Origin of the sequence: Exiguobacterium aurantiacum, assembly GCF_001766415.1 — a bacterium.
GTDB classification, from domain to species: Bacteria; Bacillota; Bacilli; order Exiguobacteriales; family Exiguobacteriaceae; genus Exiguobacterium; species Exiguobacterium aurantiacum_A.
This window is the reverse complement of sequence record NZ_MKXO01000001.1, coordinates 1009075-1022243: the sequence shown is the minus strand read 5'-3', so window position 1 is coordinate 1022243 and position 13169 is coordinate 1009075. Positions and strand designations below refer to the sequence as shown.

Below are 13169 nucleotides of genomic sequence, written 5' to 3'. Positions count from 1 at the left end.
CTGGTTGCGAATCCGCTTACATTTTGGTAAGGTGGCAGTAGATTAGGAAAGGAAGGTACCGCGTGCTATGAAAAAGTCACACTCACTCAACTGATGAAACGAATCATCACTGTTCGTCTGAACAGTCACGGGTGAAGTGTGTCCAATCTCAAGCTGCGGGGTGACCCCTTTTTTCCGCTTGACCGGAGATCTTCACACCATCGCTTTCTAGCGAATGGTGTTTTTTGTTTCATCGCGTAGCGGACTAATAAGCGAGGTGAGACAACTATGTTATCTGTACATCAAGTCCGGTTCGACTACGACCAGCAGCCGCTATTTGACAGCGTCTCGTTCGATGTGGCAACAGGCGAACGGGCCGTCTTGTTCGGCCAAAACGGGTCAGGGAAGACGACGTTGTTCAAATTGCTCGTCGGTGAACTGAGCCCTCAGGCCGGTCGAATCGAAGTAGTAGGGAAAGTCGGTGTCGTCGAACAGACCGTTTTTGTTGGGGAGGGGACGACGCTCGCGTACGTCATGAAAGGTGACAGCGAACGGTTCCGCTTATACGAAGAAGTCACATCGGGCGACACGGAGCGCGTGCTCGCGGTGTATGACGAGGCGATGGCGTGTGACGCTTTTGGACTCGAGGCCGAGGCGAACCAGGCGTTGAAACGAATCGGCATGGATGGAATGGGATTAAGACGGCTTTCTGACTTGAGCGGCGGCGAACAGACGCGGGCACAATTGGCCCGGCTCATGATGCGTCACGTCGACGTCGTCTTGCTCGACGAGCCGACGAATCATCTCGACGTCGACTCGATCGACTGGCTGACGCGCTGGGTGCGTGAGTTTCCGGGCACGGTGCTCGCCATCTCCCACGACCGCCAGTTCATCGATGACGTCGCAACGGTCATCCTTGAACTGAGTGACGGCGAGGTCGTCCGCTATCCGGGCAACTATAGCGCCTATAAGCAGCAAAAAGCCGAGGAACGGGTGCGTGACGAGCGGGCCCATGCGCGCTATGTGGCGCGCAAGTCGGAACTGCTCGATATGATCGTCCAGTACAAAGGCTGGCACTTGAAGGCGAAAGCGACGGCGAGCGTCCGCAGTCCTGGTGCTCAGAAAGGGGCGGCGAACCTTGCCGTCAAGATGAAAGCAAGGCAACGAAAACTCGATCAGCTCGAACAAGGGCGTCCCAACAAACCGAAAGACGCGGGGCGCGTTTCGGTCCGCTTCGAAGCGGAACCGCTTGAGGCGAAGACGTGGATCACGGTCGAGAACGTCGTGTTCGGGTATGACGAGCCGTTGTTCGAGCATCTTTCGTTCACGTTCAATCGAGGAGACCGCTTGTCGATCGTCGGACCGAACGGGAGTGGGAAGACGACGCTGTTGAAGCTGCTTTTAGGGCAGCTTGAGCCAAACGAGGGTGTTGTGCATCGCCATCCGAAACTGAAAATCGGCTACTTCTCACAGACGCTCGAGCGGTTGCCCGAGGATGGGACGCTGCTTGACTCACTATTATCCGCGAGCGACATTCCGGAGACGGAAGCGCGGACGCTCCTGGCCCATTTCTTGTTCCGTCGTGACGACGTCTATAAACCGATGCGTGAGGCGAGCATGGGCGAGAAGTGTCGAATCGCATTCCTCATCCTTTACTTCTCGGATGCAGACATGCTCGCGCTTGATGAACCGACGAACTATTTAGACGTCGCGACACGCGAACAGATCGAGGCGGCCTTATCGATCTACCGGGGCGGTCTCATCCTCATCTCGCACGACCGGACGTTCCATCAGCTGACGGACCGGACGATCGAGCTCGGCGAGACGGTGCGGATTTTAGAAGCCGGACAAGACACGCCCCCCATCGACGTCGAAGCGACGATTCAGACGCTCGAGGCGCTGACGAATGACGAACAAAAATTTGTTGACGAGGCAGGAAACGTGAAGCCGTTTGACGAATCGGAACAGATGAGACGAAACGAGTAGGAGTGGAGAATAATGAAGGAAGAAGTTCGGTCATCACGGGCCGCGTCAAGGAAACGAAAACGGTTGTTACGGTTAGCGACGGCGGTCTTGTTGATCGCTTCATTGATCGGTGTCATCGCGTTCGCGGCGTACATCGATTCGCAAAAGCAGACGGCACTGCCTGAGTCGGACAACATCTCGACGGAAGAAGTCGATAGCGGGACAGAGGCGGAACCTGAAGAGGAAGCGACTGAAGAAGAGCCGAGTGAGGACGTCGTCTACATCGCGACGCCGTACACGAAAGTGTATGCTGATGATCGTGTGACCGTTCTATATGAGGCGGATCTTGGAGACCGGTTCGAACGGCTCGAAGCCGTCAGTGGATTCGTCAAACTTCAGTTGAACGAGCGGACGACCGGATGGGTGACGGAAGAGCGCGTGACCGAGGAAGCGACTAGCGTCTCGGACGATGAAGTGGAACAGGCGTGGCAAACGGTCGTGCCGACGGCTTCAGCGCCTGCCTTGGACTGGCTCGGACAAGACGTGGCGACGGTCCGATCGACACTCGGGGCACCGGCGTCCGTCCAGCGCGACCAAGTGAACGAGTACCACTTCTACAATGGCTTCTTTTTAATGGTGCGTGACCAACGAGTGAAAGCGATCGATTGGGACCGTCAGACGGCCATGACGCCTGAACTTGAGGCGGCGAGCGCCCAAAGCGCGGGCAGCTGGTATGACGGGGAGACGCTTCAATTGAAGCTGTTCCCGTATAACGGGGTCATGCGGGTCCGAATTGAACAAAAGTAAATGCTGGCGTCGAGAGGGTGCATCCTGTCGGCGCTTCTTTTTTTGAATTCATTCAAACGAACGTTTGAATGATGGGAAGAAGAGGGATATAATGAAGGGAGAGAGGAGCGATGACGCATGGGACAACATGATCATGGCCACGAAGGCCACCACCACACAACGAATCAACGAGCATTATTGCTAGCATTTCTGTTGATCGTCACGTTCATGGTCGTCGAAGTCATCGGCGGTCTGTGGACGAACAGCCTCGCGCTCTTATCGGACGCGGGGCACATGCTCGGCGACGCGGCAGCGCTCGGGCTCAGTTTCTTGGCGGTCCGGTTCGGCGCCCAGAAGGCGACACCGAACCAGACGTTCGGGTACCGCCGCTTTGAGATTTTGGCGGCGTTCGTCAACGGATTGACGCTCCTTGTCATCTCAGGTTATATCATCATCGAGGCGTACAAGCGCTTGTTCGCGCCACCAGAGATTTTAAGCGGTGGCATGCTCGCCATCGCCGTCATCGGATTGCTCGTCAACGTGCTCGCGGCGTGGATCTTGATGCGCGGCGAGCGGGACAACTTGAACGTCCGGAGCGCGCTCCTGCACGTGTTCGGAGACTTGCTCGGATCGGTCGGGGCCATCACGGCGGCGCTGCTCATTCTAATGTTCGGGTGGACGCTCGCTGATCCGATCGCGAGTATGTTCGTCGCACTCCTCATCTTGGTGAGCGGGTACCGCGTGACCCGGGACGCCGTCCATATTTTGATGGAAGGGGCGCCTGACAAAGTCGACGTCGTTGCGATGCAGCGTGACCTTGCGACCGTCGAAGGCGTCAAAGAAGTGCATGACCTCCACGTCTGGTCGATCACGTCTGAGGAGTACGCCGTCACGTGCCACGTGTTGATCGATGAAGCGGCAGACGATCAACGCGTGCTGCACGACGTGACGGAACGGATGAAGCAGTACGGGTCGTTCGGCCGTTCGACCGTTCAAATCGAACGAGAGACGGCACACTGCGAGGAACGAACGATCTGGTAAACGCACGAGCGGTCCCTGACAAGAGTCGGGGACCGCTTTTGTTATGGTTTCAGGACGACTTTGACGCAGTCGTCGAGGTGGTCGTTAAACATCTTGTAGGCGTCCGCGGCTTGTTCGAGCGGCAGGCGGTGGGTGATGATGTCGGTCGGGTCGAACTTCTTGTCGACGATCATCTGGAACAGCTCAGGCATGTAGTGGATGACCGGAGCTTGACCAGTCTTAAGCGTGACGTTGCGCGTGAAGAAGTCACCCATCGGAAACTGATTATAGTTCATCGGGTAGACACCGGTCAATTGGACCGTACCGAACTTGCGGACGGCTTCTTTGGCGACTTTGATGGCGCTGAGCGTTCCGCCTTGGATCATCAGCTTTTGCTCGACTTTCTCGATCGGGGTTTTCTTCCCGTCGATACCGACACAGTCGACGACGATATCGGCGCCACCACCCGTGATTTCCCGGATGTATTTGCCGGTCTCGACCGGGTCTTTCAACAAAACGGTTTCGACGTTGTTTGAGAGTTTGGCTCGGTTCAATCGATAGATTTCCGGGTCGACAGCGATGACGCGTTTTGCGCCGCGCACCCAGGCGAGTTTTTGTGTCATCAAGCCGACAGGGCCCGACCCGAGAACGACGACCGTGTCACCGGCCTTCATCCCAGCGTTGTCCAAGCTCCACCATGCGGTCGGGATGACGTCGGAGAGGAACAACAGTGCCTCATCCTCGAGCTCGCACGACTCTGGGATGACGAGCGGCATGAAGTTACCATACGGTACTTTCAAGTATTCGGCCTGACCACCCGGGTGGTTCCCGAACTGTTCAGTGTAACCGAACAGTCCGCCCGCATCTGTGTGCGGGGCGTGGTTCGAGTTGTCACACTGGCTCTCCATTTCATTCTCACAATAGAAGCAATGGCCGCAAGAGACGTTGAACGGTAAGACGACGCGATCGCCTTTTTTCACTTTCGTCACGTCTGGTCCGATGTCTTCGACGATGCCCATCGGTTCGTGTCCGATGATAAACCCGTGCCGTGCCGGCATGTTGCCTTGGTAAATGTGAAGGTCAGACCCACAGATGGCCGTCGACGTGATCTTGACAATGATCTCTTCTCGGTTCTCGATTTCCGGGTCCGACACATCTTTCACTTCGATGTTTTTCGTCCCTTGATAAGTAACAGCACGCATACGTTGGTTACCTCCTTTTTTTGAAAAACAGGTGAACGACGACATGGTTACTGTACCCGTATGGTGCGAGCATGAATCTACCCGCGAACGGGAATAGAAAAAAGGACTCATAAAGGAGTCCCAGTACCCGCGATGTCGATGACGACGATCTCGGGTGGATTGAAGATACGCGGTACGCTGACTGTGTAGTTGAAGCCGCGGCCGATGATATGGGTGAACGAATCGTGTTCATACAGGCCGCCCGCATATTTTGGGAAGAAGCCTTGGTCAGGCGCGTAAAGCCCGTTCAACAGATAAGGGATACGGACCTGGCCGCCATGGGCGTGGCCCGACAAGACGAGGTCGAACGGAAGCTCGGCGTACGTCTCGACTTGTTCCGCCCGGTGGGACAAGAGCAGGCTGAACGTGTCGTCCGTTTCGACGTCGTCAAGTGCGGTCAAGACGTCTTGCTCCCAGTTCCCGTATATGTTTTCGGCGTACGTGCGAAGCGGGTCCTCGACGCCGCCGATGATGAGTTCGACTCCGTTGACGGTCACGGTCTCAGCTTCGTTCTCGAGCACGATCACACCAAACGAACGAAACACGTCTTTGACGTCGTGCCGGACGAAATCACTTGATTCATCAATTTCATGGTTGCCGGTGACGAAATACATCGGGGCGATTCCTTGTAGCCCTTCGATCAGTTCGAAAGCGGCGTCTGGCGAGCGGTATCGATCGAGCAAATCACCGGGAAGCGCGATCAGATCAGGTTGCTGTTCACGAACTTTTTCAATCAGATTTTTTTGGTCTTCACCATACGAATAGCCGTGCAAATCCGAGAGGAGGATGACGCGTAACGATTGACCAGTTTCGAGCTTATCGGTCGTCAGCTCGTACTCTCTAATCGTCAGCCCGTTGTAAAGGGCGGCGAACAGAAAGACGACCACGATGCCGAACGTGATGAACTTTCGTTTTCCTTTTAGCATCGTGTCGCCTCCTCGGTCGGATGTTTGTCTCTTCATTCTACTCTGTTAATAGGTGTGGACGCAAAAAAAAGCCCACTCATATTTGAGCGGGCAGGGGATTAGGCGACGTTTGTCGTCAATTTGACGTCGACGTTGCCGCGTGTCGCTTTCGAATACGGGCACACTTGGTGCGCTGCTTCGACGAGACGCTCAGCAGTTGCTTGGTCGACACCTTTGATTTCGACTTCGAGCTCGACCGAGATGAAGAAACCTTCGTCGTTCTGGTTAAGTGTGACGTGGCCAGTGACGCTCGTGCCATCTGTCTTGACGCGCTCTTTACCGATGACGAGGTTCAACGCGCTGCCGAAGCAAGCTGCGTATCCGGCTGCGAACAATTGCTCAGGGTTCGTCGACTCTTCTGCTTGTTTCGATCCTGGCATTGCGACGCTCAAGTCGATGACGCCGTCCGTAGATGTGACGCGACCTTCGCGGCCACCGAGAGCTGTTGCTGAAGCTGTGAATAGTGGTTTCATAATTAAATTCCTCCGTTTCGTTTTTAACAATTAAGTTGTGCACAATTTAATTATAGGGCAGTCAAACAGATATTCAAGTGATATGCTTGACCTAAGACTTTAGCCGGAGGAATTTATATGAAAAGTTCGTTAACATTAGAGCATCAGATTTGCTTTCAGCTCTACACCGCCTCAAAAGAATTGACACGTTTGTATCGGCCGATCTTAGAGCCGCTCAAACTCACATACAGCCAGTATTTGGTCATGCTCGTTTTATGGGAAGAAGATCACATCGATTTGAAACAGCTCGGGGAACGGTTGACGCTTGATTCGGGCACGCTGTCACCGCTCATCAAACGGTTGACCCAACTCGGATACGTGGAGAAAATCCGGGCGACCGATGATGAGCGCCGGGTGTTGGTGTCGCTCACTGCATCGGGCAGCGCACTTCGTGAGCAGGCCGAGGACGTGCCGGTCAAAGTGAGTGGTATGCTAAATATAGACGAAGCGACTTATTTCGCTTATATGGAGATGCTCATCGATATCAAATCGCGTCTGCGTGAATTCGGTGAGCGACAGGGCTAGGTTCTCACGAAAGGAGACGATATGTTTCGTAAACTGTTTATTCTATTGATCGGGATTGGTCTATATACGGCTTGGAACTATGAGGTGCCGAACGTATCGGCGCCGACGAGCGTCCAGGTGAAGTCGACGGAAGTGGTGGAAGAGCGCATCGCGACCGACGCTCCAAAGTTCGCGAGCCAATATGCCGGTCACGACTGGTATTTGCTCGAGAAAAATGGCGACCGGACGCTTGAGCTCGTCGACGAGGATGGTGCCAAAAAAGGGCAATACCAATTCGAGTCGGGCAGCACGTTCGAAGGGCTCGTCCTTGATCAGACGACACGACAACAAGTCGAGAACATCGGCTTCGACGAAGTGAAGTCTTACGATAAAGGGTTGAAACGTTACTTGATCCCGGACGATCCTTCGTTCTCGGTCTATGCGATGAACGGCAATTACGTCACGATGTTCTTTGACCAACATGACGAAGACAAGCTGAAAGGCATTCTTTCCGTTGAACGGAGCGTCGAGGAGTCGAGCGACGGTTATTATGGAGACGTCTCGGCCGAGAGCATCGTGTCCAACGAGACGCTCATGCGCATGCTCATGAACTGGGACCGTCAAAAGTTTGGTTTATCCGCACTCGCTGACTATGAGCCGCTTCTTCCGGTCGTACGGGCGCATAGTGAGAACATGGCAGTGAACAACTTCTTCAGCCACACCGACCCCGAAGGACGCGACCCGTTCGAACGGATGAATGAGGCCGGACTTGCCTACTCGCTCGCCGGGGAGAACTTGGCGATGGGACAGATGAGCGTCTTTCACGCTCACTGGGGACTGATGAACTCGCTCGGTCACCGCGAGAACATCTTAAAGCGAGACTTCACGCACGCCTCGGTCGGTCTCGTTTATAATGAAGACAACAGTCCATTCTATACAATCAACTTCATCACACCACGATAAAAGGATGGTCTACCCTAGAGGGGCGGACCATCCTTTTTAGCGGTCAGAGCAGGCGTTTCACCGCTCGCTCGATCTCGTCCGGTGTCGTCTGCGGTGAGAACCGTTCGATGACGTTGCCTTTCCGGTCGACGAGGAACTTCGTGAAGTTCCACTTGATCGCTTTCGAGCCGAGCAGGCCAGGTGCTTCTTTCGATAAGTATTGGAAGAGCGGGTGGGCGTCTTTGCCGTTGACGTCGACTTTCGAGAACATCGGGAACGTCACGCCGTAGTTCAATTGACAGAACTCGCTGATCTCTTCGTTCGAGCCCGGGTCTTGGTTGCCGAACTGGTTGCACGGGAAGCCAAGAATATGGAAACCTTGACCTTGATAGCGTTCAAATAGCTTTTCAAGGCCGTCTAATTGAGGTGTGAAGCCGCACTTGCTCGCCGTGTTGACGATCAAGAGGACGTCCCCCTCGTATTTGGATAAAGGCTGCAGCTTGCCGCTCATGTCGGCTGCTTCGTACTGATAGATCATCATCTGATTCCCCCTTTTTATGTTCATTATAGCAAGCCGTTCGATTGCGAACGACTTTGAACCGGTTGTCCGCAATCAAATTGTCACGAAACGATGAGGTCGCTGTTACAATGAAATCGAACGGAACCCGTATAATGAATCGTTGTAGAAAGGAAAGGTGTTATGTACATACTGAAAAATGAATTCATTTGGATCGCGTTGATCCTGATCGGCTTGTTCGTCTCGAGTGCGACGCCGTACTCTGACCAAAGCATCGTCTCGCCGCTCGATCGCTTCGATTGGACGTGGGCCGAACCAGCCCTCTCGAACGTCGACTTCGACTATGCCGGCAGCCCGGTCTCGCTCGAAGACAAAGGAAGCGTCGGCTTGATCGAATTTTTAATTCGGAAAGCGGCACACTTCACGGTCTTCTTCGCCTTAGGTGCGTTGTTCGTCAAAGCCGTGTCACGGACGAGACTGAACGCGTGGCTCGTGTTGTTGTTCGCTTGGGCGCTCGCGAACACGGTCGCCATCTTTGATGAGTTTCATCAGAGTCTGACCCCGGAACGCACCCCGCTCATTCAAGACGTCGTATTAGACAGCTTCGGCGCTTGTTGCGGCGTCCTGCTCTTTGGTGGCTATTATTTGTTCGTCAGAAAGCGTAACAAACACCAACGGAGAGGTTATGTATCGGTCAGGTAGATAAAAAATAGTATAGGTCATTATTTGAAAAGCGCTTTCATAAGGCGTTTTTCTTTTTTACTAAATTCATATTTTGTGACAATTTGTGGATTGAGCCCGTTAAATACCCACGTTTTATCGAGGATAAAACCTAAATCAGGTCAATGTAACGCGAATGAAATATAAGTGTAAAATAACTTTAGGTTTAGATTGCTATAATGAGTCACAGGGCGAGACGGATTCTCGCAAAACTATACAGAACTCATTCATCTATTATCCTATAGAAATTCACACGACTCAGCGGAGGTAAGCACATTGATTAACTTGAAGAAACTTGCAGCAACCGTCACTTTAGGCGCTCTTCTAATCAGCGGCACGACACCTGGTTTTGCAGCGTCACTTACAGACAAGCAAAAAAAGGTCCAACAGCAGCAACAAAAGAATAGCACTGAGCAGAGCAAAGCGAACTCTTCGATCCAATCACGCGAACAAGCGATCAGCAAAGAGCAGCAAGAAATCAACAAGCTAGACGCTGAACTCCAAGACGTCATCAACGACGTCGCACAAAAGAAAGCTGAGATTCGTGCTACGCAAGAAAAAATTGCCGCGCTTGAAAAACAAATCAAGCAGTATGAAGCAAAAATGAAAGCACAAGAAGAACTTATGAAAGAGCGCATGGCAACGATGCAAAAGAACGGCGGCGGGTCGATCGACTGGGCCGAGTTCATCTTCGGATCAAAAGACTTCGGTGACTTGCTTACTCGTATGATCACAGCAGGTACGATTCAAGAGAACGACAAGCAAATTTTTGAAGAGTACCAAGCGACGAAAGAAAAGCTTGCGACAGCACAGGCTGAATTGAAAGCCGAGCGCGACGCTCTCGTTAAACAAAAGCAAGAACTTGAAGCACGTAAAACAGCGCTCGACAAGAAAATGAAAGAGCGGGCGGCTAAAGTCAAGAAGCTCAACGCTGAAAAAATCAAGTTCGAATCGAAATTGATGAGTTTGAAAGAAATGGAATCAACGCTCCAAGCACAAGAAGCTTCAATCAAGGCAGAAATCGAAGCACAACGTCGTGCGGCTGAAGAAGCGAAACGTAAAGCGGCTGCGGAAGCGGCGGCAGCTGCAGCAGCAGCGAAACAACAAAAGCAACAAGGTTCGTCAAGCAAGCCGAGCGCGTCAGCGGCAACACCTGTAGCGGCGGCACCGGCAAGCGGCGGCATGTTCCAACGTCCTGCTAGCGGTCGTCTCACACAACCTTTTGGACCTGCAAGTGGTGTGAACGGTTATACGTTCCACAACGGTCTTGATATCGCGGCACCGGTCGGCACACCGATCTATGCAGCGCAAACAGGTACGGTCACGACGGCAGGATGGGGCGGCGCCTACGGGAACCACATCATCATCACGCACGTCTTGAACGGACAAGTTTGGACGACGGTCTACGCTCACTTGAGCTCGGTGTCGGTATCGGCTGGCCAACGTGTCTCGCAAGGTCAGAACATCGGCGGCATGGGTAGCACAGGTAACTCGACTGGTTCGCACTTGCACTTCGAGATTCACCGTGGCGGTTACTCGTACTCGTCTTCGAGCGCGGGTAGCACGGTCAACCCAGCTTCATTCTTCTAAACGTATACAAAAAGTGATCGACGAACGCGTCGATCACTTTTTTATTGCCCGATAAGCGATAAACGTCAGCAAGGCGGCCCCGATGACGCTCAGCAAGAGCGTGTCGAGATTCGGGTCGGCAAAGACGCTCATGCCACCGACGATCAGCATGTAGGCAACGATCGAGCCGACGAAGACGGTCGACACGACCGAACGGACTCGTTTCGGGATTTGCTTCCACCAGTTCCTCATAAAAATCGCCTCCATCTATTAGTATAGGGGAGGCGGGATGATTCATCTAGCGAGCCGGATCCACGAAGATTCCATGATCGGCCGGTAGCCGACTTCTTGATAAATCTTGTTTGACGTCGGGTTGGTCAAATCGGTGTAGAGCGTGCAGAACGATTTCGTTTCGAGCAATCGACGACTGAGCACGGCGACGAGACTGCGAGCGTATCCGTTTCCGCGTTTCGTAGGAGCCGTGTAAACGAAAGACACCGTGATGCCATTCAACGTCGGGCGGGAGCGCTTTGCGCACGAAACGGGTGTGCCGTCGACTTCCCAGATGAAGGCGTCATCGTTATCAATCATTGAAGTGACGACAGAGACCATTCTTTCGTCATGTGATGGTTCGAGTCCCGAGTCTTGTTCAAAGGCACGGTACCACGTCTCTAAAAGAGGCTGGTCGGACTTGGTCGCCTGGCGCATCGACCCGCCGGCCAGAACGATGTCGTTGACGCGGTCTAATCGATAGAGCCCTTGCGACATGAACGTCGACGCTGCTTCATCCGTCCGTTTCCCCCACATGGCACCGAACGTCTCGGCATGTGTCTTTTCGGAGACGACTTCTGTGAACGGGATGTCTAGCTGCAGTAGAGCCGGGATGACAGCCGCGTGGATCGATGTTGCCTGAGACGTGTCGACGACGACGTAATTGAACGGGTGCGGCGGTGTGACTTGCATGATGGCGAGGAGCTGTCCATCGTCCTCGACCGTCAACTGATGGTAGGTGTCGTATAGGTCTCGCTTAATATTTTCAAGGATGCCGATCATCAAGCTGTTCTCGGCCTCTTTTTTCAACAATTCCGACATGACGCGTTCCGAAAACGCGAACGGGTCGTTCCAAACTTTCACTTCCAAAGTCGACACCCTTTCTGTATATGTATGAAAAACGGGCAAACCGTGAGGCCTGCCCGTTGTCTAGCTCGTAACTCGTTAAGCGATGTCTTCGCGCGCTTTCGCGTCGTCGAGCAAGTTCGTGTTGCGTTTGAAGTAATGGACGATTTTGGCGATGGCGCCGTCACCTGTGACGTTCGTCGCCGTACCGAAGCTGTCTTGCGCCAAGTATAGCGCGATGACGAGGCTTTGCATCGTCGCATCGAATCCGAGGATCGACCCGAACAATCCGAGTGATGCCATGACGGCCCCACCAGGAACACCTGGCGCCGCAATCATCGTCACGCCGAGGGCGAGGATGAACGGGAGGACGATCGCGTATGACATCGGCATGCCGTTCAAGTACATGAGGGCGACACCGACCGATGTGAGCGTGATCGTCGAGCCTGATAAGTGGATCGTCGCGCAGAGCGGGACGACGAAGTTGGCGACGCCTTCATCGACGTTGTTCAATTTTGCCTGACGAAGCGTGACCGGGATCGTCGCGGCTGACGACTGTGTGCCGATGGCTGTGAAATAAGCCGGCATCATCGTCTTGAGCAGTTTGAACGGATTCTCTTTATTGAGCCCGCCTGCGATTGAATATTGAATCATGAGCATCGTCGCGTGAAGGACGATGATCGTGACGAATACGAGCGAGAACACCGACAAAATTTCGGCGACTTGACCGGCGTACGTCATGTTCATGAAAATTCCGGCGATGTGGATCGGCAAAAATGGAATGATGACTTTACTAATGAGTAGTTCGATAATATCGCGGAAGTCCATGGCGAGGTCGAGTGAGCGTTTGCTCTCGATCGCGGCGATCCCGATCCCGATGACGAACGCGAGAATGAGCGCCGTCATGACACCGAATACCGGTGGAATCTCAAACTCCATGAAACCTTTCAAGAGTGCTTCTTCTGGGTTTTCAGCTGATGCCGTGCTGCGTGCTAAGATCTGCGGGAACAGGTTGCTCGTCGCGAAGTAGGCGAGTGTACCGGCGACGATCGTCGATACGTAAGCAATCGCGGCCGTCAAGCCGACTAGTTTCCCGGCGCCTTTTCCAAGTTCCCCGATACCTGGAATGATGAAGGCGAGAATGATGAGCGGGATGGCGAAGCCTAAGAATTGTCCGAAGACCGTGTTGAACGTGACGAACGTCCGTACAATCCAGTTCTGGCTTTCTGGTACGATGCTACCGACTAATATCCCGAAAGCGATAGCGATGATGATGCGGCCTAGAAGACCAATCCTTAATTTCAAATAAATCATCCTTTCTAAATGTTTGAAT

General features: G+C 53.4%; 14 protein-coding genes. 7 read left to right on the top strand and 7 right to left on the bottom strand.

The window, feature by feature from the left end; all coding sequences use genetic code 11:
- The first annotated feature begins 267 nt into the window (after positions 1-267).
- The 3 genes from abc-f (at position 268) to BJU60_RS05165 (ending at position 3771) form a co-directional block, all read left to right on the top strand.
- Positions 268-1965, top strand: a complete 1698-nt coding sequence (gene abc-f, locus BJU60_RS05175) for a ribosomal protection-like ABC-F family protein (RefSeq protein ID WP_070327780.1) — start codon at positions 268-270, stop codon at positions 1963-1965.
- Between the two features lie 12 nt (positions 1966-1977).
- Complete coding sequence (locus BJU60_RS05170) at positions 1978-2751, top strand: hypothetical protein (protein WP_070327779.1); 774 nt, start codon at positions 1978-1980, stop codon at positions 2749-2751.
- Between the two features lie 117 nt (positions 2752-2868).
- Positions 2869-3771: a cation diffusion facilitator family transporter gene (locus BJU60_RS05165; RefSeq protein ID WP_070327778.1), complete on the top strand. Its 903-nt coding sequence runs from the start codon at positions 2869-2871 to the stop codon at positions 3769-3771.
- 41 nt (positions 3772-3812) lie between these two features.
- Here BJU60_RS05165 and BJU60_RS05160 read toward each other — a convergent pair whose 3' ends face one another.
- The 3 genes from BJU60_RS05160 to BJU60_RS05150 form a co-directional block, all read right to left on the bottom strand.
- Positions 3813-4952 carry a zinc-dependent alcohol dehydrogenase gene (locus BJU60_RS05160; RefSeq protein WP_070327777.1) on the bottom strand — a complete coding sequence of 380 codons (1140 nt, stop codon included), beginning with the start codon at positions 4950-4952 and terminating at the stop codon, positions 3813-3815.
- A gap of 107 nt (positions 4953-5059) precedes the next feature.
- Positions 5060-5917, bottom strand: a complete 858-nt coding sequence (locus BJU60_RS05155) for a metallophosphoesterase (RefSeq protein WP_070327776.1) — start codon at positions 5915-5917, stop codon at positions 5060-5062.
- Between the two features lie 98 nt (positions 5918-6015).
- On the bottom strand, positions 6016-6429 hold the full coding sequence (locus BJU60_RS05150) for an organic hydroperoxide resistance protein (protein ID WP_083273990.1): 414 nt from the start codon (positions 6427-6429) through the stop codon (positions 6016-6018).
- A gap of 117 nt (positions 6430-6546) precedes the next feature.
- Between BJU60_RS05150 and BJU60_RS05145 the strand changes: the two genes are divergently transcribed.
- Together BJU60_RS05145 and BJU60_RS05140 are read left to right on the top strand one after the other, a co-directional pair.
- Positions 6547-6993: a MarR family winged helix-turn-helix transcriptional regulator gene (locus BJU60_RS05145; RefSeq protein WP_070327775.1), complete on the top strand. Its 447-nt coding sequence runs from the start codon at positions 6547-6549 to the stop codon at positions 6991-6993.
- A 21-nt stretch (positions 6994-7014) separates the two neighbouring features.
- A complete protein-coding gene (locus tag BJU60_RS05140; protein ID WP_070327774.1) occupies positions 7015-7935 on the top strand; it encodes a CAP domain-containing protein in 921 nt (306 codons plus the stop codon).
- Between the two features lie 43 nt (positions 7936-7978).
- Here BJU60_RS05140 and BJU60_RS05135 read toward each other — a convergent pair whose 3' ends face one another.
- Positions 7979-8455: a glutathione peroxidase gene (locus tag BJU60_RS05135; RefSeq protein ID WP_070327773.1), complete on the bottom strand. Its 477-nt coding sequence runs from the start codon at positions 8453-8455 to the stop codon at positions 7979-7981.
- 159 nt (positions 8456-8614) lie between these two features.
- Here BJU60_RS05135 and BJU60_RS05130 point away from each other — a divergent pair, with 159 nt between their 5' ends.
- The gene (locus BJU60_RS05130; protein WP_070327772.1) at positions 8615-9133 is read left to right on the top strand and encodes a VanZ family protein; all 519 of its coding nucleotides are present in this window, start codon (positions 8615-8617) and stop codon (positions 9131-9133) included.
- Positions 9134-9436: 303 nt separating this feature from the next.
- On the top strand, positions 9437-10741 hold the full coding sequence (locus BJU60_RS05125) for a murein hydrolase activator EnvC family protein (RefSeq protein ID WP_367946373.1): 1305 nt from the start codon (positions 9437-9439) through the stop codon (positions 10739-10741).
- 33 nt (positions 10742-10774) lie between these two features.
- Here the strand turns inward: BJU60_RS05125 and BJU60_RS05120 are convergent, their stop codons facing one another.
- The 3 genes from BJU60_RS05120 to BJU60_RS05110 form a co-directional block, all read right to left on the bottom strand.
- Positions 10775-10972: a hypothetical protein gene (locus BJU60_RS05120; protein ID WP_233589617.1), complete on the bottom strand. Its 198-nt coding sequence runs from the start codon at positions 10970-10972 to the stop codon at positions 10775-10777.
- A gap of 42 nt (positions 10973-11014) precedes the next feature.
- A complete protein-coding gene (locus tag BJU60_RS05115) occupies positions 11015-11854 on the bottom strand; it encodes a GNAT family N-acetyltransferase (RefSeq protein WP_254281655.1) in 840 nt (279 codons plus the stop codon).
- A gap of 81 nt (positions 11855-11935) precedes the next feature.
- Positions 11936-13150 (bottom strand): dicarboxylate/amino acid:cation symporter, encoded by a 1215-nt coding sequence (locus tag BJU60_RS05110; protein ID WP_070327768.1) that lies wholly within the window; start codon positions 13148-13150, stop codon positions 11936-11938.
- Positions 13151-13169 lie beyond the last annotated feature (19 nt).

Bases quoted from the DNA above. Each gene is read 5' to 3' on its own strand.
- abc-f (WP_070327780.1), top strand. From the start codon at position 268: ATGTTATCTGTACATCAAGTCCGGTTCGACTACGACCAGCAGCCGCTA.
- BJU60_RS05170 (WP_070327779.1), top strand. From the start codon at position 1,978: ATGAAGGAAGAAGTTCGGTCATCACGGGCCGCGTCAAGGAAACGAAAA.
- BJU60_RS05165 (WP_070327778.1), top strand. From the start codon at position 2,869: ATGGGACAACATGATCATGGCCACGAAGGCCACCACCACACAACGAAT.
- BJU60_RS05160 (WP_070327777.1), bottom strand. From the start codon at position 4,952: ATGCGTGCTGTTACTTATCAAGGGACGAAAAACATCGAAGTGAAAGAT.
- BJU60_RS05155 (WP_070327776.1), bottom strand. From the start codon at position 5,917: ATGCTAAAAGGAAAACGAAAGTTCATCACGTTCGGCATCGTGGTCGTC.
- BJU60_RS05150 (WP_083273990.1), bottom strand. From the start codon at position 6,429: ATGAAACCACTATTCACAGCTTCAGCAACAGCTCTCGGTGGCCGCGAA.
- BJU60_RS05145 (WP_070327775.1), top strand. From the start codon at position 6,547: ATGAAAAGTTCGTTAACATTAGAGCATCAGATTTGCTTTCAGCTCTAC.
- BJU60_RS05140 (WP_070327774.1), top strand. From the start codon at position 7,015: ATGTTTCGTAAACTGTTTATTCTATTGATCGGGATTGGTCTATATACG.
- BJU60_RS05135 (WP_070327773.1), bottom strand. From the start codon at position 8,455: ATGATGATCTATCAGTACGAAGCAGCCGACATGAGCGGCAAGCTGCAG.
- BJU60_RS05130 (WP_070327772.1), top strand. From the start codon at position 8,615: ATGTACATACTGAAAAATGAATTCATTTGGATCGCGTTGATCCTGATC.
- BJU60_RS05120 (WP_233589617.1), bottom strand. From the start codon at position 10,972: ATGAGGAACTGGTGGAAGCAAATCCCGAAACGAGTCCGTTCGGTCGTG.
- BJU60_RS05110 (WP_070327768.1), bottom strand. From the start codon at position 13,150: ATGATTTATTTGAAATTAAGGATTGGTCTTCTAGGCCGCATCATCATC.